Consider the following 22,223-nt stretch of genomic DNA (forward strand, 5'->3'; position numbering starts at 1 on the left):
CGCACGCGCGCCCATGTCTATCGATCAGGCACCGCGCACCGCTGTACAAAAGGCCAGGATGCGCGCGGCATCCTTCACGCCCGGCGCGCTCTCGACCCCCGACGACACATCGACCAGCGGCGCGCGCGTGACCCGGATCGCTTCCGCGACATTCCCCGCATCCAGCCCGCCCGACAGCGCCCAGGGGAGCGGATGGCGAAACCCGTCGAGCAGCCCCCAGTCGAACCGCAGCCCCATGCCCCCCGGCAACGCCGCGCCCGGCGGGGTCTTGGCATCGTAGAGCACCCGGTCCGCCGCACCGCTCAGCGCCCGCGCGCCGTCCAGATCGGCCCGTGTCTTGACCGCCACCGCGCCCCATGTCTCGCGCCCGGTCCGCGCGCGGATCGCTGCGATCCGCTCCGGCGCGGTCTTGTGCAGCTGGATCACGTTCAGCCGCGCCGCCGCCATCGCCGCATCGATCAGCGCGTCGTCGGGATCGACGAACACCCCGACCTTGGCGCGCCCGTTCGGCACCGCCTGCGCCAAGCCATTCGCCACATCGAAGCCGACATTGCGGGGGGAGGGCGGGAAGAACACGAACCCGACATGACTCGCTCCCGCCGCCAGCGCGGCGGACAGGGTGTCGGGGGTCGAGAGGCCGCAGATCTTGATGAGCGTCATGGGGCGGGGCTTAGAGGGTTGCGCCAGCAAAGAGAACCATTCGTCATTCCCGCGAAGGCGGGAATCCATACACGCCAACGTCTCGGCTCCATGCGCAGCGTCAGCGTCTATGGACTCCCGCCTGCGCGGGAGTGACGGTCCGAGGTTGTGGAGTGCAACCCCCAACCCAAACCGTCACCCCGGCCTTGATCCGGGGTCCCGCTTCTTCCTTCTTGCTGCCCTCGGAAGAAGAAAAAGCGGGACCCCGGATCAAGGCCGGGGTGACGAAGGATGTGCCACCCTCAACTCCGCCGGATCAACGCCCGCGCCAGCCGCCGGTCCTCCAGCGAATAATACAGCCAGATCGCTCCCCCGACGACCACCACCGATGCCGCGAACGCGATATCCGTCGCACTCCGGTCGTCGACCGGCGGCGGGGTCACCAGCGGCTGGATGCCGCGCGCCACGACGCGGGTGTAATCGGCATCGAACGCCACCCACCCGATCCGCCAGCGCGCATCGCGGGTCGCCCCGTTATAGAACATCACCGGCGTCGACGGATCGTCGGTCAGCAGCGGCCCGGTCGACAAATGCCAGTCGTCCCAGCTGTCGGTGCGCGGGGTGAAGGGCGTCGGCTGCTCGTCCCACGGCCCCGCCACATCCGGCCCGACGGCCAGCCCGACGCGCGACGCCTCGTCGGCGGCATATTCGTAGAATAGCCGCCATCCGCCATCGGCGGTCCGATCGACCGTCGCCTCCTTCGTATTCCCCTCCGACTTGGACGACGCCAGCGCCACCCCGCTCTTGGTCAGCGCATCCAGCGACGGCCCGGCGGCATAGGACAATTCGCCATGGGAATGATCCGACAGCACGCCCGAATAATAGACGACATAGCCGCGATCGGTCCGCACCACCGTCGGGTCCTCGACCCCGCCCGCATCATGGTCGCCCGGACCCGGCACGATCGACGGTCGGTCGAGCATTTGGAAATGCCGCCCGTCCTCGCTCCATCCGGACCAGATGACGCCGGTATCGGTCAGTTCCTGCCCCTGCGGCACCACCGCGCGCACCATCATCGCATAGCGCCCGTCCGGCTCGCGCCAGACATAGGGGCTCATCAGGTCGCGGGCCATCAGTTCGGGCGGCCCTGCGATCGTGACGTCCTCGATGGCCTTCACGTTGAAATCCAGCGCGATCGGGCTGTCGGCCACTGCATCCTTGCGATGCGGATCGGCGACTGGGGAATCGGACGCGATCATGCGCCCAGCGCCTGCATCAGCGACAGCCCGCCGTCGATCACGATCCGAGCGCCGGTGATGTAGCGTGCCTTGTCGGAGGCCAGGAACACCGCCAGATCGGCGACCTCGCTCGCCTCGCCCGCACGCCCCAGCGGAATGTTGCGCTCCAGCGTCGCGCGATAGGTCGCATCCGCGCTCGCCCGCGCATTCATCGGTGTCAGGATCATGCCGGGTTCGATCGCATTTACCCGGATGCGGCGCGGCGCCTCCTCGATCGCCAGCGTCTCGACCAGGTTCGACAGCCCGCCCTTGGCCGCGCAGTAATCCGCGCCGCCCGCGCGCACCGCATAGGCATGGATCGACGAGATATGCAGGATCGCCGCATCACCCGGCTCGGTCCCGCGCCCGATCAGGAACCGCCGCGACGTCAGGAACGCGCCGGTCAGGTCGGTATCGATCAGCCGCCGCCACTGGTCCAGCGTCATGTCGCGCACCGTCACGCCCGACATGTTCAGCCCGGCCGAATTGACCAGCACGCTCGCCGGACCCCAGGCCCGCTCGACCGCGCCGAACGCCGCGTCGACCGACGCCTCGTCCGCAACATCGGCCTGCACCGTCATCGCCTCGCCCCCGGCGCGGCGCACCGCATCGGCACTGGCATCGGCCGCCTTGCTGTCCGCATGATAGCCGATCGCGACCCGGTCGCCCAACGCCCCGAACGCCGCCGCGCACGCCGCACCGATGCCCGATTCCCCGCCGGTCACGAAGATTGTCCGCCTGTCCATCATCCCTCCGCACATGCTCATGGCGGCAACGTCGGGCCGCCGCGTTGGTTCAGGGGCGGAACGGCTTTCCTACATGACGACGGTCGGGCAGGGTGGCCGAGGATCGTCGCGTTTGTGTCGGCGGCCGGGTCTTTCTCAGGGTTGGAATGGGGACGGTGCAGAACGCGCGCGAAACCGTGGCGAGTGTGAACTTAGTGAAGTTTGAAACTAGGGTATGGAGCGTTGTCTAGCAAAAACAACAGCCTGGCCCGTCACCCCGGGCTTGACCCGGGGTCCCGCTTCTTCTTCTTTGGAAGGAAGCAGAGGGCCCGTCGCGGGCAAAGCCCGCGTCGTCGGACGGCGCTTTTCGCGCCGCCGGCCGGACGCGCCTCGTGCGGCTCGGTCGAGCGTCGCTCGACCTCACCCGGCGCGTCCTATAGCGTCCCCTCGATCGCCCGTGCGGCCTGATCCGGGTCCTCCGCCTGCGTGATCGGCCGCCCGATCACCAGCACCGACGCCCCGGCGTCCAGCGCGGCGCGCGGCGTCACCACCCGCTTCTGGTCGCCGACCGGTCCGTCCGCCGGCCGCACGGCCGGCACTACGAAAAAGCCCTGCGGCCACGCCTTCTTCGCCGCCGCAACCTCGGCCCCCGAACACACCACGCCGTCGATCCCGGCGCTCTTCGCCAATTCGGTCAGCCGCACCACCTGTTCATGCGGGTCGGGCGACAGGCCGATCGACGACAGGTCGTGCGCGTCGAGGCTGGTCAGCATCGTCACCGCGACGACCTTGGTCCCGACCGGCGCGGCGGCCTTCGCATCCTCAAGCATCGCCCGCCCGCCCGAGGCATGGACGGTCAGGATCGCCGGATCGAGCGGCCCCAGCGCCTGGATCGCCTTGGCGACGGTATTGGGAATGTCGTGGAATTTCAGGTCGAGGAAGATGGGCAGCCCCAGTTCGGCCATCGTCCGCACGCCCGCACGGCCATTGGCCATGAAGAATTCGAGGCCCAGCTTCAGCCCGCCGACATGGCCGCGCACCTTGTTCGCCAGCGCCTTGGCGCGGTCGAGATCGGGGGTGTCGAGGGCGACATAGATCGGCGAACGGCTCACGATACGGCTCCCGGCGTGACCTGCGAAGGGATGGGGGCGGGGTCGGCGGGCACCGACACCGCCTCGACGCGGTGCAGGTCGGCCAGCGTCCGGTCGGTCGCCGCGATCCGCTGCCGCAGCCGCCAGCGCGTCAGGTGCAGCGCGACGAAGGTCGGCAGGAACCCCGCCAGGAACGTGACCAGCAGCAGCAGCGGCAGGTTCACATCGGCATAGAGCGTGCCCCACAGCTTCAGCGGCACCATCGTCATATTGTTCAGCGCGAAGGCGACCATCACCCCGACCAGCAAGGCCCAGAAGAGGGTTTTCAGGAACTGCATGCGGGGGGCGCCTTCGTCATTATGCTCGCTTGAGGTCCATCCTTACGCCGGTCATGCGCGAAATTCCAATAGGCGCAGGACCGCTCCACGATCTCCAACCGTCACCCCGGACTTGATCCGGGGTCCCGCTTCTGTTCAACCGCTGCCCGACGCGGCGCGCAGGGGCAGGGAAAGGCCGCTACCCGATCTCCGCCCGCAACTCGTCGAACAGCGGCTGGATCGTCGTCAGCCGTGGCTGCTCCTCGTCGAGGATCGCCAGGAACGCCGCGCGCTTGTGCCGGGTGATCCACCCCGGCGGCAGGCGGACCTCGCTCGGCAGGGTCGACAGCGCGATATCGATCATCCGCTCCGCCCCGTGCAGCCGCCCCCACAGATAGTCGTTCTCGCGATAGGGCCGGCTGAAGAACGCCCCGAAATTGTTGAAGCGTATGCCCTTCAACGTCGCCTCCGCGCCGCCCGCCCGGATCGACGGCGCATCGTCGGGCGCGATCCGGTCGACCCGCACCGGATCGAACTCGTCCAGCCCTTCGCCGCCCAGGAGCGGCAGCGTCGCGATGTCGAAGAACGGGAAGCCCAGATAGGCGAGCAGCACCGGCCGGCGAATGTCGCGCGGCGCGGCGGAGAGGGCCGCCGACAGCAGTTCCTCCGCCTGCGCGTCGAGCGTGGCAAGGTCCATCGCCGTCGCCATCGCCGCCAGCAGATCGGCCGGATCGACCCGCTTGTCGGCAGCCAGCGGCCGGACGGCGTCGAAATGATCGGCATGTTCGCAGGCGAGGTAGGGCGTCAAACTGGCGAAGATCGCCTCGCGCACCGGCGCCAGCGCCGCCGCATCCTGGTCCGGCTCCATCGCGGAAACCGTCCGCACCAGCAGCCGCAGCCGTCGGATGCGAAAGGCGAGATCATGGGCGCGCAGGAAGTCGATCGTCGCCGCCGACGCGCCATCGCCATCGAACCGGTCCGCCTCCCGCTCCACGACGATGCGGTGAAACGCCTCGCGCAACCGCCGCCGCCGGTCGGGGGAGGGGTCGTCCGCCAGCGTCACGACCCGGTCGGCCAGCCGGTCGAGCACCTGGTCGACCTTCAGCAGCCCATAGGCGGCATGGCCATAGCCGGCGCGCTTCGCCGCCTGCACCTGCGCCCGCTGCCGCCACCCGGCGAGGCGCGAGGGGGTGGGCCAGTCGAGGAACAAGGTATAGCCGAACAGCTGCTCGACCTCCGCCTCCACCCCGGCGCGCAGCTTCTCGACGATCGCCAGCATCCGCTCGATCCGCTCCGACCGGCGCTGGATCGCGTCCAGATTGTCGCGGATCGGCTGCTTGCGCGGCAGTTCGGACAGCGCGCCGAGGATCGTCTGGAAGAAGGTCGGCGGCCCCTTGGATTCGGTGCCGAAGCCGAATTTGTGGTTGGGCGCGGGGTCGAGATAGACGAAGCGCCGGTCGACCTGCCGCCGCGCCGGGCGTTCGCGAAGGGCGTCGATCGCCGGGCGGAACGGGGCGTTGGCGAGCACCGATCCGTCGATCAGCGCCGCCTGTTCGACCATGTTCACCGCCGATTGCCGTGGCAGCACCCGGCGCAGGAACGCCTCGCGCCCCGGCCACGCGGTCCCCCGATCCGCCAGCGCGGCATCCAGTTCGCCCACCCGGAACGGCGGAAACGCGCCCGGGAAGCTCGACGTCGCCCGCGCCGCGAACACCAGTTCGGCCGGATCGGCCAGCGGCCCGTCGCCATGGTCGGAAAAGCCGATGACGATGCGATGCTCGGTCTCCACCACCTCCTTGGGCGAATTGAGCCGCAGCAATTCGGGGTGGCCGGCAAAGTCGGTGACGGTAACGAACAGGTCGAGCGGCTGGCCCGGCGGCAGCAGGCGCGGGCCGACCGGCCCCGCCGCCATCGCCTCGAACGCGTTCAGCAGCATGTCGACCATCGCCCGCCCGCCAAAGGGCGGTTCGAACCACCGGGCGCGGACGAACCGGTCGAGCTTGGCGCGCAGTTCGTCGCGCGCGGCGATGTCTACGCTCGACACGTCCTCGCCCTCGCGGCCCAGCGCCATCCACGCAATCGGCCGGGCCCAGGGGCGCGACAGCGCGCTGGCCGGCGCCTGTGCCGGATCGATCAGCGCTTCGATATCGGCGCCCTCCAGCCACAATTCGGTCAGCGGGTCGAGCGACTGGCCCGTCGCGACCGCATGGGCCAGGAACACCCCGTTGATCCCGCCCGCGCTGGCGCCGGCGACGATATCGACCAGCACCCGCAACCGGATGCCGCTGAGTGTCGCCAATTCGTGCAGCATCGTCTGATAGACGCCGGCGCTGCCGCTGAGCGGCTCGCTCTCGTCCTGCATCGCCCGGCTGGCGCGGGCGATATGCCACACTTCCTTGACCAGCCCGTGCATATACACCGCCAGGCTGATCCCCCCGTAACAGACCAGCGCCAGCCGCAGCTCGCGGTCACGCAGCGGGGGCGGGGCGTCGTTCATGCCGGCTCGATCGTCGCCCAGATCGGCAGATGATCCGACGCCTTGCGCGCCGCCGCACTGTGATGGGTGCCGGACTCCACGACGCGTAACTCGCTCGACACCATGATCCGGTCGAGCCGCCCGACCGGGTGCTTCGCATGGAAGCTCGGACCGGTTTCGGCGAAGCGATGATTGCGCCCGAAATCGCGCAGGCATCCCGATTGCGGCGTCCATTCGTTCAGGTCGCCCATCAACACGCTCGGCAGCGCCGGTTCGCAGCCATCGACCTCGTGCAGGATCGCCGACGCCTGTTTGCGCCGCCACAACCCCGACAGGTCGAGATGCATGCCCACCACCCGCAATGTCATGCCGTTCAGCGTCACATCCGCCCGCACCGCACCGCGCGGCTCCAGCGCCGGTATCTCGATCCGGCGGGGCGCGCTGACCGTCGCGTCCTTGCGCACCAGCAGCGCGTTGCCGTGCCATCCCATCGACTGCGCCCGGATCGCGATCGGCACCGCCTTCCACGGGCTGTGCTCGTCCAGCATGTGCAGCGGGATCACCCCGGCGCGCTCGCCCAGTCGGCGGTCGCATTCCTGCAGCGCGATGATGTCGGCATCGACCTCGCGCAGCACTTCCAGCGTGCGTTCGGGCATGCGGCGGCGATCGGTCCCGATCGCCTTGCGCATGTTATAGCTGGCTACCTTTATCATCGTTCATCGCTCAACGTCGCGATGCCCGGTTTCGTTTCGCTGGCGTGATCGATTGTCCCGTCAGGACGCGACGACCGCCTCCGGCTGCACGATGACGGTGCGCGGCGCGACGTCCTTCAGCAGCCAGACATTGCCGCCGATCACCGCCCGGTCGCCGATCCGCACCCGCCCCAAAATGGTCGCCCCGGCATAGATCACCACATCGTCACCGACGATCGGATGGCGCGGCACCCGTTCGGCAAACGGTCCGGTCGCCTCGCGCAGCTCCGACCGGCGCGGTGTCCGCGCGCCCAGCGTCACATGCTGGTACAGCCGCACCCGCGCGCCGATCACCGCCGTCTCGCCGATGACGACGCCGGTGCCATGGTCGATGAAGAAGCCCGGCCCGATCGTCGCACCGGGATGGATGTCGATCCCGGTGCGTTCGTTAGCGATTTCCGACATGATCCGCGCGACGATCGGCGCGCCCAGCGAATCCAGCTCGTGCGCAAGGCGATGGTGCAGGATCGCGGTCGCGCCCGGATAGCAGATCAGGATTTCGTCGACGCTCCGCGCGGCCGGGTCACCGCGAAAGATCGCCGCGACGTCGGTGTCGAGCAGCGCCCGCACCCGCGACAGCGTCCCCGCGAACAGCCGCACGATCTCTGCGGGCCGCTCCGCCGCCGCCCCGATCCCCGTCGCATCGCGCCAATAAGCGAACTCGGCGACGATCGCCGTATCGAGCAGCGCGAACGCTTCGGTCAGTCGTTCGGCAACGAACGCATCCTCCGCGTCAGCCGCGCCATCAAAGCCGCCGATCCGCGCCGGGAACAGCGCCGCCGCCAGCAGCTCGACCGCGCGTGCCAGCTCGGCACGGCGCGGAAAGGCCGCGGGCTGCCGCCGGTTCGGCTGCGCCTGCCGCCACGCCATGCGCGCGCTCGACAGGGCACGGGTGGCATGGTCGATCGCGCGGCGGCGGTCGTCGTCGGGCTGGGTCATCGCATCTGCTCGCAAAGAAAGGGGCCGGGCGGCGGCTGCCGTCCGGCCCGAGTTGCGCTTAGGGAGCTATCCAAAGCGTTGCGGAGGCGGCGCCCGGAGCGCCGCGAAACTCAAAGGCCGGTGCCGTTGGTTACCGGATCGGCTACGTTCGCCGCGGCGTCGTTCAGCACGACATTGTCGCCGGGCAGGGCGACGTCGTTGCCGAGCGCCACATCGTTCGCCAGCGGTTCGTCGAGTGAGGTCAGGTTCGTCTCGATCACGGCGTTTTCCGCGGCGGCATTGTCGGCGGCGGTCTTGTCGCCGCATGCGGCGAGCCCGAGCAACGCGACGGCCGCGAGCGGTGCGAAATTCTGTTTCAAACCTGATCTCCCCATGTTCAGGACCGCCGCGGATCGGCGGTGTCGAGGGTCGTTGTAACCGCTCGACGGGAGCTGGGAATAATCCCATTGCTTTAGTGGGGTATTGCTCCGCTATCAACGCAAGCAGCCATGCCGCGACCGATCCGGCGGTGGTCGCGCTATCAGATCAGCGATGTGGAGGTAGAAGGCGGGGTGGTGGAGCTGAGGGGAATCGAACCCCTGACCTCTGCAGTGCGATTGCAGCGCTCTCCCATCTGAGCTACAGCCCCGCCCCGTTCCCGGACGTCGCCGGGGCCGTTCCCTTAGCGGCCCGAAAAAGCGGATGCAACGGGTCTTGCACATTTCCCGATCAAAAACGTCCGGCCGCCATCGGTCGCTGCGACGAACCCCTTCGTCGCGCCCGTTTCAGACGGGTCGGAACCATCGGCCTGTTGGGTGCTTCTCTGGCATACGACATGGCAGCGACCATGCTGCTGCGCCGCCAACAACATGAACCATCTGCAGGAGATTTTCATGGGCTATGATCGCTATTCGCGCGACGACGACTGGTCGCGGAACAGCCGCAACGGCGAAGACAACCGCTGGCGGGACCGCGACGATCGTGGACGGGGCGGCTATGGCTATGGTTCGCAAAGCTATGGCAGCGGATCGCAGCGCGACGACCGCGGCAATCGCGACTATTATGGCGGCCGTTCGTCCTACGGCTCCAGCTACGGTGCGGACCGCGACCGCGGCTATGGCAGCCGGGACTATGGCAACCGTGAATATGGCAGCCGCGATTACGGCAGCCGCGATTACGGCAGCCGGGACTTCGATTATTCGGATCGCGGGTCGCGGGGCTACGGTGCGCAGGGCGACCGCTATCGCGGCAGCTATGCCCATGACGGCCACCGTTTCGCCGATCAGGGCGAACGCGACTCGCGCTACGGAAACGACCGCTTCCGGAACGACCGCAGCAACCGGCGCGACGACCTCGAATATGATGCCGACGAGCGCGGTTTCCTGGCGCGCGCCGGCGACGAAGTCCGCTCCTGGTTCGGCGATGAAGAAGCGGAACGCCGCCGCGAACGCGACCAGCGCTACGACGAGCAGATGGCGCGCTATGACGACCGTCACGGCGACCACGCCTACCGGTCATGGCGTGACACGCAGGTCAGCGCGTTCGACCGCGATTACGACGAATATCGCCAGGAAAATTCGCAGCGCTTCCAGAGCGAGTTCAACGCCTTCCGCACCGAGCGGCAGACGCAGCGCGACAGCCTGACCCGCGTGACCGAGCATATGGAAGTCGTCGGGTCCGACGACGAACATGTCGGCACTGTCGACAAGGTGCGCGGCGACCGCATCATCCTGACGAAGAGCGACCCGGACGCCGGTGGTCATCATCACTCGATCCCGTCGCGCTGGGTGTCGTCGGTCGACGGCAAGGTGAAGCTGCGCAAGACCGCCTCGGAAGCCAAGCAGGCATGGCGCGACGAGGAAGAGAAGCAGGCGATGTTCGGCAACCAGTCGCAGCAGCGCTATGGCAGCGATCGCTTCGGCACGCAGAACAATGACGACGACCGGACGCGCGAAGCGAACCGCTATGGCGCGTCGACCACGACCGGCAACACGTCGACCACGACCGGTCAGGCGCTGGGTGCCGGCACCTCGACCACGGCCGGAACCGGCGTGGGCGGGACGACGACCGACAGCAATACGAACCTCAATCGTAGCTCCCCCGGAACCTACTAAACCGTTCGCAGTGGCGACAGGCGGAGGGGCGCGGGAAACCGCGCCCCTTTGCTTTTGCGGGACAGGCGCTTAAGTTGCGGACCGAAACTGATATGGAGCATCCAACATGGCGAAGGCGTGGCATCTGGTAAAGCGACCGCAGGGAATGCCGGTGATGACCGATTTCGACCTGCGCGACCTGCCGCAGCGCGAACTGGCGGACGGGGAAGTCCGCATCGCGAATCGCTGGCTGTCGGTCGACCCCTATATGCGCGGCCGGATGAACGACGTGAAAAGCTATGTCCCGCCGTTCCAGCTCGACGCCCCGATGGATGGCGGCGCGGTCGGCGAAGTGATCGAAAGCAAGGCCGCCGACCTGCCGGTCGGAACCCGCGTGCAGCACATGGCCGGCTGGCGCGACGAAGCGATCGTGCCTGCCAAGGGCGTGAACAAGCTGCCCGATATCGATCTCCCCGAACAGGCGTTCCTAGGTGCGCTGGGCCTGACCGGCATGACCGCGTGGTTCGGCCTGCTTGCCGTCGCCGAGGCGAAGGCCGGCGACACCGTGTTCGTCTCGGCCGCCGCCGGCGCGGTCGGGTCGGTCGTGGTGCAGATCGCCAAGGCGAAGGGCATGACCGTCATCGGATCGGCCGGCGGAGCGGAAAAGGTCGAATGGGTCCGCTCTCTCGGTGCCGACCATGTCATCGACTATAAGGGTGACGTGCCGCTGGTGAAGGCGCTCGGCGCCGCCGCGCTGGACGGGATCGATGTCTATTTCGACAATGTCGGCGGCGACCATCTCGACGCGGCGCTGGCCCATGCGAACCAGGGCGCCCGCTTTGCGATCTGCGGCATGATCGACGGCTATAACGCGTCGCAGCCGACCAGCCTGCGCTACCTGATGCGGGTCATCGCCGCGCGCATCCGCATCCAGGGCTTCATCGTCAGCGACTTCATGGGTCGCATCGCCGAATTCCAGCAGGGCATGGGCGAAATCGTCGCCGGCGGCAACTTCCAGCGCGAGGAAACCGTGGTCGAAGGGCTGGAGAACATGCCCGACGCGTTCCTCGGTCTGTTCAGCGGCCAGAACAAGGGCAAGATGCTGGTGAAGCTGTAACCAAGATCCTCCCCGCTCCGCGGGGAGGGGGACCGTCCGAAGGACGGTGGAGGGGGTTGTCGGCATACGGAACCGCAGCGTCAGCGGCTCGCCCCTTCCACCAACTCTGCTGGTTCCCCTCCCCGTGCTGGGGAGGAGCCTGCGGTTACCGCAACTTCGCGATCTTCAACCCGTCTTCCTTTGCCCGATCCTTGATCGACTCCTCGCTACGCGTCAGCGCCTTGGCCAGCGCCTTCAACGCCATGCCCTTGCCCGCCAACTGGTGCAGCTTCTGGATTTCATCGGGCCGCCACGGCTGGCGGTGACGTTCGAACTTCTCGGCCATGCGCGTCTCCTATCGTTGGCGGGCCGGCCGCACCAGCGCGGCGTCGAGCGATTGCAGGAAGTTCGACCGGTCCGCCTTGCCGAACGGCGGCGGCCCGCCCAACTGCTCGCCGCCCGCGCGCAGGTCGGCCATGATCGCGCGAGTGGCGATCGCGCCGCCGATCGACGCGCCGGTAAACGGCTTGCCGTTGGGCGCCAGCACCACCGCACCGGCCTTCAGGCAACGATCCGCCAGCAGGATATCGGCGGTGACCACCACGCAATCCGCGCCCGCGGCGTCCGCGATCCAGTCGTCTGCGGCATCGAACCCGTCCGACACCACCACCCGCTCGACCCAGGGCAGGAGCGGCACGCGAAAATGGCTGTTGCTGACGATCGATACCCGCGCGCCGTGCCGTTCGGCGACGCGATACACCTCGTCCTTCACCGGACAGGCATCGGCATCGACCAGGATGCGGGTCATGGTTCGATCGGACCGGTCTCGATCACCTCGATCGCGTCGCTGCGCCCGCCGAAATCAGCGGTCTCGCCCGCCATCAGCCCAGTCATCGCCAGCGCCAGCGGCGCGGTGAACGGGATACGTCCTGCCGCCGGATCGGCCTCGTCGCTGCCAACCAGTTCGATCGTCTTGCGCTGGCCGTTCAGCGTATAGGTGACGCGCGATCCGAACGCGACCTCGTCGGTCGGGACAGGGGCGATCTCCGCCGTCGAATGGCGCGTGCGCCAATAGCGCAGGTCGCGCCTGATCGCCGTCGTCCGCTCGGCGTCACCTTCCGCCGCCTCCAGCTCGCCTTCCAGCCGCGCGACCTGCGCCGCCATCGCCGCCAGCCCGCGCTTCGTTACCAGATTGGGGCCGGGCGGCAGCGGCAGTTCGAACCGGGGTTCCTTATGCTCGTCGTCATCCTCTCGCCGAAACGCAACGCTCATCAAATCGTCCCTGAAAACGTATCGCACCGGGCGGGATCGCCCGTGTCATACCCGCGCTTGAGCCAATAGGCCCGCTGCGCCGACGTGCCATGGGTAAAGCTCTCGGGTGCAGCGTTGCTGCCCTGCAACCGGTCGTCCCCGATCGCCTCGGCCGCGCGCAGCCCTTCCTCCAGGTCGCCCGGCTCCATCCGGCCGCTGCGCTTCGCCCACACGCCGGCATAGCAATCGGCCTGCAGTTCCAGCCGCACCGACTGTTCGTTGCCCTGCGCGGTCGGCAGCGTCCGTTGCGCGCGGCTGACCGCTTCGGCCTGTCCGGTCAGGTTCTGGATGTGGTGGCCGACCTCATGCGCCACGACATAGGCCTGCGCGAAGTCGCCGCTGGCGCCGAAACGCTGCGACAATTCGCGGAAGAAGCTGGTGTCGAGATACACGCCACGATCGGTCGGGCAATAGAAGGGCCCCATCGCCGCCTGCGCCGCGCCGCAGCCCGACTGGTTGTTGTCCTGATAGAAGCGCAGCCGGGGCGGCGTGTAGCGCGCGCCCTGTTCGGCGTAGATCTGGCCCCAGACCTGTTCGGTCGATTTGAGTACCCGGCAGGCGAAGAGTTCCTCGGCCGTATCGCACGGCACATTCTCCTGCGCCGAACCCTGTTGCGCGGTCGGAGCCTGCGACCCGCCGCCGATCAGGCCGCCGCCGCCCGAAAACAGCAGGAAGGCGACACCGACGATCGCCAGGATGCCGATGGTGCCACAACCCAGCCCGCGCCCGAGCAACAGCGGCAGCAGGCCCAGCAGGTTGAACCCGCCGCCCCCGAACCCGCCACTTCCGCGACCGAGATCGTCGACATTGCTGGATGGATCGAGATCGTCGAGGCGCATGGGCGGCGGTCCAATCGTTGTAGCTGCGTACTGAAATGCGCGAAACGCCCATGATGTTGCAACCAGCCGCCATGAAATCGGTTGAAGGGGCGTTGTACCCCGTACGCATAATGCGCAAAGTGTCGTCGATGGCAGAAGCTGATCCCCGTTTGCGCCGACAATCCCCCGCCGGTCTGCCCTTGCCCGATTGCGTGGCGCTGGTGCTGCAGGGGGGCGGGGCGCTGGGCAGCTATCAGGCGGGCGTGATCGAACGCCTGGGGGAATCACAGATCGAGATCGACTGGGTCGCCGGTATCTCGATCGGGGCGATCAACGCCGCCATCTTCGCCGGCAACCCGCCGGAGCGCCGGATCGAGCGGTTGCGCCAATTCTGGGAGACGGCGGCCGGCGTGCTCCCCTGGTTCCCGATCCTGCCGGACGACCGCGTGCGCGAATGGGTACATGAATGGTCGGCGGGCGTCGTGCTGGCGACCGGCGTACCCGGCTTCTTCCGCCCGCGCGGGATCGCGCCGCAATTCGCCGCGCCCGGCACGGCGGGGGCTCTCAGCTACTACGATACCGGGCCGCTGCGCGAGACGCTCGATACGCTGGTCGACTGGGACCTCGTCAATGACGGCCCGGTACGGCTGTCGGTCGGGGCGGTCGACATCGCAAGCGGCAACTTCGTGTACTTCGACAGCGCCCGCGAACGGCTGGACGCGCGGCACGTCATGGCGTCGGGCGCGCTGCCGCCGGGCCTCCCCCCGGTCGAGATCGACGGCCGCTGGTACTGGGACGGTGGCCTCGTCAGCAACACGCCGCTGACCCATATCCTCGACCATCAGCGCGATCCGATGCTGGTGTTTCAAGTCGACCTGTTCTCCGCCGAGGCCGAACTCCCGCGCACCATCGGCGACGTGGCGGCGCGGGAAAAGGAAATCCGCTTCTCCAGCCGCACCCGGCAAGTCACCGCCGAACGCCTGCGTCTGCGACAGGAGCGCGAGCTGATCCGCCGGCTGGTCTGCAAATTGCCGGTCGAGCTGCGCGACGATGCCGATGTCCGCGCGCTCGAGGCGATGGCGGACGAACATCCGCTGAGTCTCGTCCACCTGATCTACCGCGCGAACCGCTGGGAAGGCGGCGCGCGCGACTTCGAATTTTCGGCGCGCGCGATGCAGGAGCATTGGGCCGCCGGTCGCGCCGCCATCGCCGAGACGATGGCCAATGCCCGCGTCGTCGCCGAAAACATCCTCGACGGACGCACCGCCGCGTTCGACCTCACCCATTCTCTTCACCAACGCCAAGGATAACGCATGTTCCTGAAGGGCAAGACTGCGATCGTCACCGGTTCGACGTCGGGCATCGGCCTCGCCTATGCCAAGGCATTCGCGGCCGAAGGTGCGACGGTCGTCATCAACGGCTTCGGCGACGAAGCCGCGATCGAACAGGAACGCGCCGCGCTGGCGCAGGCAAGCGGCGCGGAGGCCCGCTACGACGCGGCCGACATGACCAAGCCGGAGCAGATCGCGGCCATGGTCGACAAGGCGGCGGCCGAGTTCGGGTCGGTCGACATCGTCGTCAACAATGCCGGTATCCAGCATGTCGCCAAGATCGAGGAGTTCCCGGTCGACAAATGGGACGCGATCCTAGCGATCAACCTGTCGTCGGCCTTCCACATGATCCGCGCCGCCGTGCCGCACATGAAGAAGGCCGGTTGGGGCCGCATCATCAACACCGCATCGGCGCATAGCCTGGTCGCCAGCCCCAACAAATCGGCCTATGTCACCGCCAAGCACGGTCTGGCCGGCCTGACCAAGACGGTCGCATTGGAAGTCGCGACCTGCGGCATCACCGCCAACTGCATCTCGCCCGGCTATGTCTGGACCCCGCTGGTCGAAAAGCAGATTCCGGACACGATGGCCTCGCGTGGCCTGACGCGCGAGCAGGTGATGAACGACGTGCTGCTGGCCGCACAACCGACCAAGGAATTCGTCACCGCCGAACAGGTCGCCAGCCTGGCACTGTACTTGTGCCGTGACGAGGCGAAGGCGATTACGGGCGCGAACCTGTCGATCGATGGCGGATGGACCGCCGCGTGATCGTGGCATGATCCGCCTCGCATCGCTCGCGACGATCCTGGCCGGCTGCGCGACCACCGCGTGCGGTGGCGGTGGGGCGGCTGTCGCTTCGTCCGGGACCGGCGCGCCTCCGACGGCGCCGTCGGCCGGATCGGACGACTGGCGGCGGGTGGCGACCCCGGCGGATCGCGACCGGCTGCGGCGGTGGCGCGATGCGTGGATGACCGCGCTGCCCCGCGCACGCGCGGCAGATGCGGCGGCGATCGCGGCGCAGGGGGCGCTGTTCAACCCCGATGGTGCGCTGGCCGGCGGATCGGCCCCGGCCGGGCGCTATCGCTGTCGCGTGTTCAAGCTGGGCGGCGCGGGCAGCGCGATGCGCGACTTCACTGCCTATCCCGCGTTCGATTGCCACATCACCGACGAAGGCCGCGTCCGCAGCTTCTACAAGGAAAGCGGGTCGCAGCGCCCGGTCGGCCTGCTGTTCGCAGATGGCGACCGCACCGTCTTTCTCGGCACGCTGCTGCTCGGTGACGAACGGGCGGCGCTGCAATATGGCCAGGACCGCGACCGCGACATGGCCGGGTTGCTGGAGCGGGTAGGGGAGCGTCGCTGGCGGCTGGTCCTGCCCTATCCGCGGTTCGAATCGCTGCTGGACGTGATCGAACTGGTGCCGGCGGAGTAGCGAGCAACCCTATCCAAACCGTCACCCCGGACTTGATCCGGGGTCCCGCTTTCTAACGACATCAGAAGAAGAAGCGGGACCCCGGATCAAGTCCGGGGTGACGATTGGAATAGGTGTTGGGCGTTCTAAGCCAGCGTGCGCCGCACCGTCTCGTAACAATCGTCGATATGCGAATTGCCGACCAGCTTCATCGCCCCGAAGCTGATGCCTGCCGCCGCGATCTGCCCGGCGAACGGCACGAAGCGCAGCAGCGACTTGCTGGCATAGCGCGCGCCGACGCGGCGGATCAGCATGGTGACGATCCGTTTGGTGATCGACCGGCCGATCACGCCATTGCCCAGGTTGGCGGCGATCAGCAGCACCTGCTTGGCCCGGTCCGGCTCCAGCGCCTTGACCTGTTTTTCGTCCAGCCCGAACCGGTTGCTGATTTCGGGCAGCAGCTTGGTCAGGATGTTGGCATCGACGATCAGGTCGGCACCCGGCACCGGCACTGCCGACGCGCCGGCCGATACCAGCGCACGCTTGGTCACCAGCGTGCGCGCTTCGTCGCGCACGTGGTCGAGTTCGGTCAGCGAAGTGATTTGCATGGAGGCCCCGTATCGTTTCGTTGCCGCATCAACGCCGATCTTGCCAAGCGGCTCCCGATCGTTACCCTCGATACGAATTTGCCTGTAAAACGGATAGTTGCATGATCCTGCGTATCGGCGCGCTGCTCGCCACGACCATTTTCATACCCTCGGCCTTTGCCGCTGCCATGCCGCAGGCGCCCGCCGCGACCGTCGACGCGACCCCGCTCACCGCGAAATGGACCGGCCCGTATCAGGGGGTGCCGCCCTGGGACAAGGTGACGCCGGCGATGTTCCCGGTCGCCTTCCCGGTGGCGATGGCGGAGATGCGCCGCGAAATTCACGCAATCCGCGACGACAAGCGACCCGCGACGTTCAAGACGGTTATCGAACCGATGGAACTGGCCGGCGACATGATGGAGCGTGTCGGGTCGATGTGGGGCGTCTATACCAGCAACCTTGCGACCAAGGACGTGCAGGCGATCGACCGCGAATGGTCGCCCAAGCTGTCGGCCTTTTATGACGAACTGTTCCTCGACCCGAAGCTGTTCGCCCGGATCAAGGCGGCGTATGATAGCCGTGCGAGCCAGAAGCTGAACCCGCAGCAGCTGCGCTTGCTGGAGCGGACCTATCGCAGCTTCGTGCGACGCGGCAGCCTGTTGACCGATGCGCAGCGCCAGCAGGTCAGCGGCCTGAACCAGCAATTGTCGGTCGCCTATAACGACTTTAGCCAGAAGGTGCTGGCGGACGAGGAAACCTGGATCGTCGTCGACGACGCGAAGCAACTTGCCGGCTTGCCCGACAGCTTTATCGCCTCGTTGAAGGCGGCAGCGGACGAGCGGGGCCTTGCGGGCAAATGGGCGATCGTCAACACCCGCTCGTCGGTCGCGCCGGTGCTGACCTATGCCACCGACCGTGCCTTGCGCGAAAAGGTCTGGCGCGCCTTCGTCATGCGCGGTGACAACGGCAACGCCAACGATACCAAGGCGACGATCGCGACCATCCTGAAGCTGCGGCAGGAGCGGGCCAAGCTGCTCGGCTTCCGCAACCACGCCTATCTGCGCATGGACGACACGATGGCCGGTACGCCCGCCAATGCCAAGGCGCTGATGATGCGCGTCTGGCCCGCCGCGGTGGCGCGCGTGCGCGAGGAAGTCGCCGACATGCAGGCATTGGCGCGCAAGGACGGCGCGAACATCACCATCGAACCATGGGACTATCGCTTCTACGCCGAAAAGGTGCGCAAGGCGAAATACGACCTCGATGAAAGCGAGGTGAAGCCGTATCTCCAGCTCGACAATATCGTGCAGGCCGCCTTCTACGCCGCCGGTCGCCTCTACGACCTGAAGTTTACCGAGAATACCGGGCAGATTCCGGTGTTCGAAAAGAATGTGCGGACCTTCGTCGTCACCGATGCGAAGACCGGGCGCAATGTCGGCGTCTTCTATCTCGACAACTTCGCCCGCTCGGGCAAACGGTCGGGGGCATGGGCGACGCGCTATCGCGGACAGCAGAAGCTGGGCGGCGAGACCAACGTACTGGCGTCGAACAACAACAATTTCGTCAAGGGCGCCGCCGGGCAGCCGACGCTGATCAGCCTCGACGACGCCACGACGCTGTTCCACGAATTCGGCCACGCGATCCATTCGTTCCTGCAGAACGTGACCTATCCGGGCCTCGCCGGCACGCCGCGCGACTTCGTGGAATATCCCAGCCAGGTGAACGAGAACTGGTTGCTGACGCGCGACGTGCTCGACCGCTATGCCAAGCATTACCAAACCGGGCAGCCGATGCCGCAGGCGCTGGTCGACAAGATCGAGAAGTCGTCGACCTTCAACCAGGGCTTCGACACCGTCGAGTATCTGTCCTCGGCGATCGTCGACATGGAGTTGCACGACCGCGAGACGCCGGTGACCGATGTCGCGGCGTTCGAGCGGGAAACGCTGGGCAGGCTCGGCATGCCCAGGGAGATGGTGATGCGGCACCGCCTGCCGCAGTTCAATCACCTCTTCTCCTCCGACGCCTATTCCGCCGGCTATTATTCCTACCTCTGGTCGGAAACGATGGACGCCGACACCTGGGCGGCGTTCGAGGCGACCGGCAATGTGTGGGACAAGGCGACGGCGGATCGCTTCCGCCAGACGTTGCTGTCGACCGGCAACGAAACCGACCGCAAGGACGCCTATCGCGCGTTCCGCGGTCGCGACCCGGACGTGACCGCATTGTTCAAGCGCCGCGGCTTCCCGGTCCGCTAAAGATCCTCCCCGTTACGCGGGGAGGGGGACCGTCCGCAGGACGGTGGAGGGGGGCGCCCGCATACGGAACTGCCGGAATGCGGCGGCCCCCTACACCGCCTCGGGCCAGTGGTTCGCCTGCACCACCGGCTTCCCGCGAACCGCATCGGCGGTCAGCGTTGTCCGAACCCCATCCTTCCCGAACAGCAACTCCCCCGGCGTCAGCGCATGCAGCGTCTCGCCGACCCCACCGACACCCCCGGTACTGACCACGACATAGGCGATGGCATTGTCGCCGCAGCCGAGCATCGCGTCGACGATCGTCCCGACCGCCTCGCCACGCGGTCCCGTCAGCGTCGCCCCGATCACGCCGCCCGCCGCATATAGCGAGGGCACCGGATGCCGCGCGCTTGCGTCCGCCGCCGCGCTGCTGCCCTTGTCGTAGCTCGCCTGCCGCCCCAGCCAGCGCCATACGCCCACGATGTTCACGAGTGTCAGGAACGCGTTCGACAGCACCAGATTGGTCTGTCCGCTGGTCAGTCCGACCGTCGTCCACGCGACCGATCCGACGCAGAATATGACGAAGCCCCATCCGGTGATCCGCGCGCCCAGATTGGCGGCGGTCATCATCGCGGCGATCATGGTAGCGGTCGGTGCGATCCACCCGGCAAGGTCGCCCATGATTTTCTCCGTTTCGGTTCAATGCGATACGGATAATTGCGCCAACGGTTCCTGTCGGGCGCAACGACCCCCTCGCCAAGTGCGTTGAAATTATATAACAAGCGTTTGTAACGAGTCTGCGCGCCCTGACGGACGACGCAGAGACATGGAGAGTGCATGACCGGCGACAGCCGCACGAACCTGCCGCGCCTCGCGCTGCACGTGCCCGAACCCAAATTCCGTCCCGGCGATGCCGTGGACTTCGCCGATGTCGCCGTGCCGCCCGCCGGCGCGCAACCCCGCCCCGACACCGCCGCCGCGCCCGACAGCTTCCACGACTTGAGCTACACGCTGGTCCGGGTGCTCGACGAACAGGGGCAGGCGGTCGGCCCTTGGAACCCCCGGCTCGACCCCGACATGCTACGGCGGATGCTGCTGAAGATGGCGACGGTGCGCGCGTTCGACGAACGCATGTTCCGCGCGCAGCGGCAGGGCAAGACCAGCTTCTACATGAAATGTACCGGCGAAGAGGCGATCGCGGTTGCCGGAACCATGGCACTCGACCGCGACGACATGACCTTCCCCAGCTATCGCCAGCAGGGCATCCTGATTACGCGCGACTATCCGCTGATCGAAATGATGAACCAGATCTATTCGAATAGCGGCGACAAGTTGCAGGGCAAGCAGTTGCCGATCATGTATTCGTCGAAGGATTTCGGCTTCTTCTCGATTTCTGGCAACCTGACCACGCAATATCCGCAGGCGGTCGGCTGGGCGATGGCGTCGGCGTCGAAGGGCGATACCCGGATCGCGGCGACGTGGTGCGGGGAGGGGAGCACGGCGGAAGGCGACTTCCACTCCGCGCTGACCTTCGCCACCGTCTACCGCGCGCCGGTGATCTTCAACGTCGTCAACAACCAATGGGCGATCAGCAGCTTTTCCGGCTTTGCGGGCGCGGAGGCGACGACCTTCGCCGCGCGGGCGATCGGCTACGGCATCGCCGGCCTGCGGGTCGACGGCAACGACGCGCTGGCGGTCTATGCCGCCACCGCCTGGGCCGCCGAACGCGCACGGACCAATCAGGGACCGACACTGATCGAACATTTCACCTATCGCGCCGAAGGACACTCGACTTCGGACGATCCGTCGCAATATCGCTCCGCCGGTGAGCCGACCGCATGGCCGCTGGGCGATCCGATCGCCCGGTTGAAGGCGCACCTTGTCAACATCGGCGAGTGGGATGACGAACGTCACGCGGCGATGGACCGCGAGGTCGCCGAAGCCGTCCGCACCGCACAGAAGGCGGCAGAGGCCAACGGCATCCTCGGCCACGGCCTGCACCAGCCGCTCGACACGTTGTTCGACGGCGTGTTCGAGCACATGCCGTGGCACCTTCGTGAACAACAGGCGCAGATGATGGCCGAGGAGGAGGCCTCCGGTCGCCCCTGGGCGCGCAAGGAGGGCCACTGACATGGCGCGGATGAACATGATCCAGGCGATCAACTCCGCGATGGACGTGGTAATGGACCGCGACCCGAGCGTGATCGTCATGGGCGAAGATGTCGGCTATTTCGGCGGCGTGTTCCGCGCGACCGCCGGGCTACAGTCGAAATACGGCAAGACCCGCGTGTTCGATACGCCGATCACCGAATGCGGCATCATCGGCGTCGCGGTCGGGATGGGCGCGTACGGCCTGCGTCCGGTGCCCGAAATCCAGTTCGCCGATTACATCTACCCCGCGCTCGACCAGCTGGTCAGCGAGGCGGCGCGGCTGCGCTATCGCTCGGCCGGTGACTTCACCGCGCCGATCACGGTGCGCTCGCCGTTCGGCGGCGGTATCTTCGGTGGGCAGACACACAGCCAGTCGCCCGAGGGCATTTGCACCCACGTATCGGGCATCAAGACGGTAATCCCGTCGACGCCCTATGACGCCAAGGGGCTGCTGATCGCCGCGATCGAGGACAACGACCCGGTCCTCTTCTTCGAACCCAAGCGCATCTATAACGGCCCGTTCGACGGCAATTGGGACAAGCCGGCGCAAAACTGGTCGAAACATCCCGGCGGGGAAGTGCCCGAGGACTATTACCGCATAGAACTAGGCAAGGCGAAGGTCGTGCGCGAAGGCGCCGACCTGACGATCCTCGCCTATGGCACGATGGTCCATGTCGCACAGGCGACCGTGGAAGCGGCCGGTGTCGATGCCGAAATCCTCGACCTGCGCACGCTGGTGCCGCTCGACATCGACGCGATCGAGGCGTCGGTGAAGAAGACCGGTCGTTGCATGATCGTGCACGAAGCGACCCGGACGGGCGGCTTCGGTGCCGAATTGTCGGCGCTGGTGCAGGAACGCTGCTTCCACCATCTCGAAGCGCCGATCGAGCGCGTGACCGGCTTCGACACGCCGTATCCGCACAGCCTCGAATGGGCGTATTTCCCGGGGCCGGTCCGTATCGGACAGGCGCTCAAGAAGATCATGCAGGACTGACCGCC

At 67.2% G+C, this 22,223-nt stretch carries 23 protein-coding genes and 1 tRNA gene; 8 read left to right on the top strand and 16 right to left on the bottom strand.

The annotated features are described in order from the left end of the window. Window positions 1-24: 24 nt before the first annotated feature. From PPZ50_RS07715 to PPZ50_RS07760, 10 genes are all read right to left on the bottom strand, one after another. A complete protein-coding gene (locus PPZ50_RS07715; protein ID WP_066686721.1) occupies window positions 25-660 on the bottom strand; it encodes a phosphoribosylanthranilate isomerase in 636 nt (211 codons plus the stop codon). 281 nt (window positions 661-941) lie between these two features. Continuing rightward, a complete protein-coding gene (locus PPZ50_RS07720; protein WP_157092652.1) occupies window positions 942-1,898 on the bottom strand; it encodes a glycosidase in 957 nt (318 codons plus the stop codon). After that, window positions 1,895-2,662, bottom strand: coding sequence for an SDR family oxidoreductase (locus tag PPZ50_RS07725; RefSeq protein ID WP_157092653.1), 768 nt, complete (start codon window positions 2,660-2,662; stop codon window positions 1,895-1,897). The genes PPZ50_RS07720 and PPZ50_RS07725 overlap by 4 nt, the downstream gene beginning before the upstream one ends. Before the next feature lie 413 nt (window positions 2,663-3,075). Next, window positions 3,076-3,753: an orotidine-5'-phosphate decarboxylase gene (gene pyrF, locus PPZ50_RS07730; RefSeq protein WP_066686725.1), complete on the bottom strand. Its 678-nt coding sequence runs from the start codon at window positions 3,751-3,753 to the stop codon at window positions 3,076-3,078. Then, window positions 3,750-4,070 (bottom strand): lipopolysaccharide assembly protein LapA domain-containing protein, encoded by a 321-nt coding sequence (locus PPZ50_RS07735; protein ID WP_066686727.1) that lies wholly within the window; start codon window positions 4,068-4,070, stop codon window positions 3,750-3,752. Before PPZ50_RS07735 ends, pyrF begins: the two co-directional genes overlap by 4 nt. A gap of 178 nt (window positions 4,071-4,248) precedes the next feature. Continuing rightward, on the bottom strand, window positions 4,249-6,546 hold the full coding sequence (locus PPZ50_RS07740; protein ID WP_066686729.1) for a patatin-like protein: 2,298 nt from the start codon (window positions 6,544-6,546) through the stop codon (window positions 4,249-4,251). Then, the gene (locus PPZ50_RS07745; protein ID WP_066686731.1) at window positions 6,543-7,238 is read right to left on the bottom strand and encodes an endonuclease/exonuclease/phosphatase family protein; all 696 of its coding nucleotides are present in this window, start codon (window positions 7,236-7,238) and stop codon (window positions 6,543-6,545) included. Before PPZ50_RS07745 ends, PPZ50_RS07740 begins: the two co-directional genes overlap by 4 nt. Window positions 7,239-7,298: 60 nt before the next feature. After that, window positions 7,299-8,216, bottom strand: a complete 918-nt coding sequence (gene epsC / locus PPZ50_RS07750) for a serine O-acetyltransferase EpsC (RefSeq protein WP_066686732.1) — start codon at window positions 8,214-8,216, stop codon at window positions 7,299-7,301. 110 nt (window positions 8,217-8,326) lie between these two features. Next, on the bottom strand, window positions 8,327-8,575 hold the full coding sequence (locus PPZ50_RS07755) for a hypothetical protein (RefSeq protein ID WP_066686734.1): 249 nt from the start codon (window positions 8,573-8,575) through the stop codon (window positions 8,327-8,329). 193 nt (window positions 8,576-8,768) lie between these two features. Beyond that, window positions 8,769-8,844: transfer RNA gene (locus PPZ50_RS07760), tRNA-Ala, on the bottom strand. A gap of 220 nt (window positions 8,845-9,064) precedes the next feature. Between PPZ50_RS07760 and PPZ50_RS07765 the strand changes: the two genes are divergently transcribed. Both PPZ50_RS07765 and PPZ50_RS07770 read left to right on the top strand, forming a co-directional pair. Beyond that, window positions 9,065-10,309, top strand: coding sequence for a DUF2171 domain-containing protein (locus PPZ50_RS07765; protein ID WP_066686736.1), 1,245 nt, complete (start codon window positions 9,065-9,067; stop codon window positions 10,307-10,309). Between the two features lie 106 nt (window positions 10,310-10,415). Beyond that, window positions 10,416-11,405 (top strand): NADP-dependent oxidoreductase, encoded by a 990-nt coding sequence (locus PPZ50_RS07770; protein ID WP_084401164.1) that lies wholly within the window; start codon window positions 10,416-10,418, stop codon window positions 11,403-11,405. 145 nt (window positions 11,406-11,550) lie between these two features. Here PPZ50_RS07770 and PPZ50_RS07775 read toward each other — a convergent pair whose 3' ends face one another. The 4 genes from PPZ50_RS07775 to ypfJ are packed head-to-tail and all read right to left on the bottom strand — an operon-like array spanning window position 11,551 to window position 13,534. Beyond that, a complete protein-coding gene (locus PPZ50_RS07775) occupies window positions 11,551-11,730 on the bottom strand; it encodes a hypothetical protein (protein WP_055763497.1) in 180 nt (59 codons plus the stop codon). A 9-nt stretch (window positions 11,731-11,739) separates the two neighbouring features. Next, window positions 11,740-12,192 carry a YaiI/YqxD family protein gene (locus PPZ50_RS07780; protein ID WP_066686753.1) on the bottom strand — a complete coding sequence of 151 codons (453 nt, stop codon included), beginning with the start codon at window positions 12,190-12,192 and terminating at the stop codon, window positions 11,740-11,742. Next, the gene (locus tag PPZ50_RS07785) at window positions 12,189-12,656 is read right to left on the bottom strand and encodes a GreA/GreB family elongation factor (RefSeq protein ID WP_066686755.1); all 468 of its coding nucleotides are present in this window, start codon (window positions 12,654-12,656) and stop codon (window positions 12,189-12,191) included. Before PPZ50_RS07785 ends, PPZ50_RS07780 begins: the two co-directional genes overlap by 4 nt. Beyond that, window positions 12,656-13,534, bottom strand: coding sequence for a KPN_02809 family neutral zinc metallopeptidase (gene ypfJ, locus PPZ50_RS07790; RefSeq protein WP_066686756.1), 879 nt, complete (start codon window positions 13,532-13,534; stop codon window positions 12,656-12,658). Before ypfJ ends, PPZ50_RS07785 begins: the two co-directional genes overlap by 1 nt. Before the next feature lie 128 nt (window positions 13,535-13,662). Here ypfJ and PPZ50_RS07795 point away from each other — a divergent pair, with 128 nt between their 5' ends. Genes PPZ50_RS07795 through PPZ50_RS07805 form a run of 3 tightly spaced genes read left to right on the top strand, consistent with a single transcriptional unit; the run spans window position 13,663 to window position 16,273 of the window. Beyond that, window positions 13,663-14,823: a patatin-like phospholipase family protein gene (locus PPZ50_RS07795; protein WP_066687983.1), complete on the top strand. Its 1,161-nt coding sequence runs from the start codon at window positions 13,663-13,665 to the stop codon at window positions 14,821-14,823. A gap of 3 nt (window positions 14,824-14,826) precedes the next feature. After that, window positions 14,827-15,612, top strand: a complete 786-nt coding sequence (locus tag PPZ50_RS07800; RefSeq protein ID WP_066686758.1) for a 3-hydroxybutyrate dehydrogenase — start codon at window positions 14,827-14,829, stop codon at window positions 15,610-15,612. A 7-nt stretch (window positions 15,613-15,619) separates the two neighbouring features. After that, window positions 15,620-16,273, top strand: a complete 654-nt coding sequence (locus tag PPZ50_RS07805) for a DUF4893 domain-containing protein (protein ID WP_066687991.1) — start codon at window positions 15,620-15,622, stop codon at window positions 16,271-16,273. A gap of 125 nt (window positions 16,274-16,398) precedes the next feature. Here the strand turns inward: PPZ50_RS07805 and PPZ50_RS07810 are convergent, their stop codons facing one another. Further along, entirely contained in the window at window positions 16,399-16,860 is a 462-nt protein-coding gene (locus PPZ50_RS07810) for a hypothetical protein (protein WP_066686760.1), read from the bottom strand. 101 nt (window positions 16,861-16,961) lie between these two features. On the opposite strand from PPZ50_RS07810, the gene PPZ50_RS07815 reads away from it, so the two are divergent. After that, complete coding sequence (locus tag PPZ50_RS07815; protein WP_066686762.1) at window positions 16,962-19,094, top strand: M3 family metallopeptidase; 2,133 nt, start codon at window positions 16,962-16,964, stop codon at window positions 19,092-19,094. Window positions 19,095-19,184: 90 nt separating this feature from the next. Here PPZ50_RS07815 and PPZ50_RS07820 read toward each other — a convergent pair whose 3' ends face one another. Beyond that, entirely contained in the window at window positions 19,185-19,754 is a 570-nt protein-coding gene (locus PPZ50_RS07820) for a photosystem reaction center subunit H (RefSeq protein WP_066686765.1), read from the bottom strand. A 156-nt stretch (window positions 19,755-19,910) separates the two neighbouring features. Between PPZ50_RS07820 and PPZ50_RS07825 the strand changes: the two genes are divergently transcribed. Together PPZ50_RS07825 and PPZ50_RS07830 are read left to right on the top strand one after the other, a co-directional pair. Beyond that, window positions 19,911-21,203: a 3-methyl-2-oxobutanoate dehydrogenase (2-methylpropanoyl-transferring) subunit alpha gene (locus PPZ50_RS07825; protein WP_066686768.1), complete on the top strand. Its 1,293-nt coding sequence runs from the start codon at window positions 19,911-19,913 to the stop codon at window positions 21,201-21,203. Window positions 21,204-21,213: 10 nt separating this feature from the next. Continuing rightward, a complete protein-coding gene (locus PPZ50_RS07830) occupies window positions 21,214-22,218 on the top strand; it encodes an alpha-ketoacid dehydrogenase subunit beta (protein WP_272815829.1) in 1,005 nt (334 codons plus the stop codon). Window positions 22,219-22,223: the final 5 nt, after the last annotated feature.

This window comes from Sphingomonas hankookensis (assembly GCF_028551275.1).
GTDB lineage: Bacteria > Pseudomonadota > Alphaproteobacteria > Sphingomonadales > Sphingomonadaceae > Sphingomonas > Sphingomonas hankookensis_A.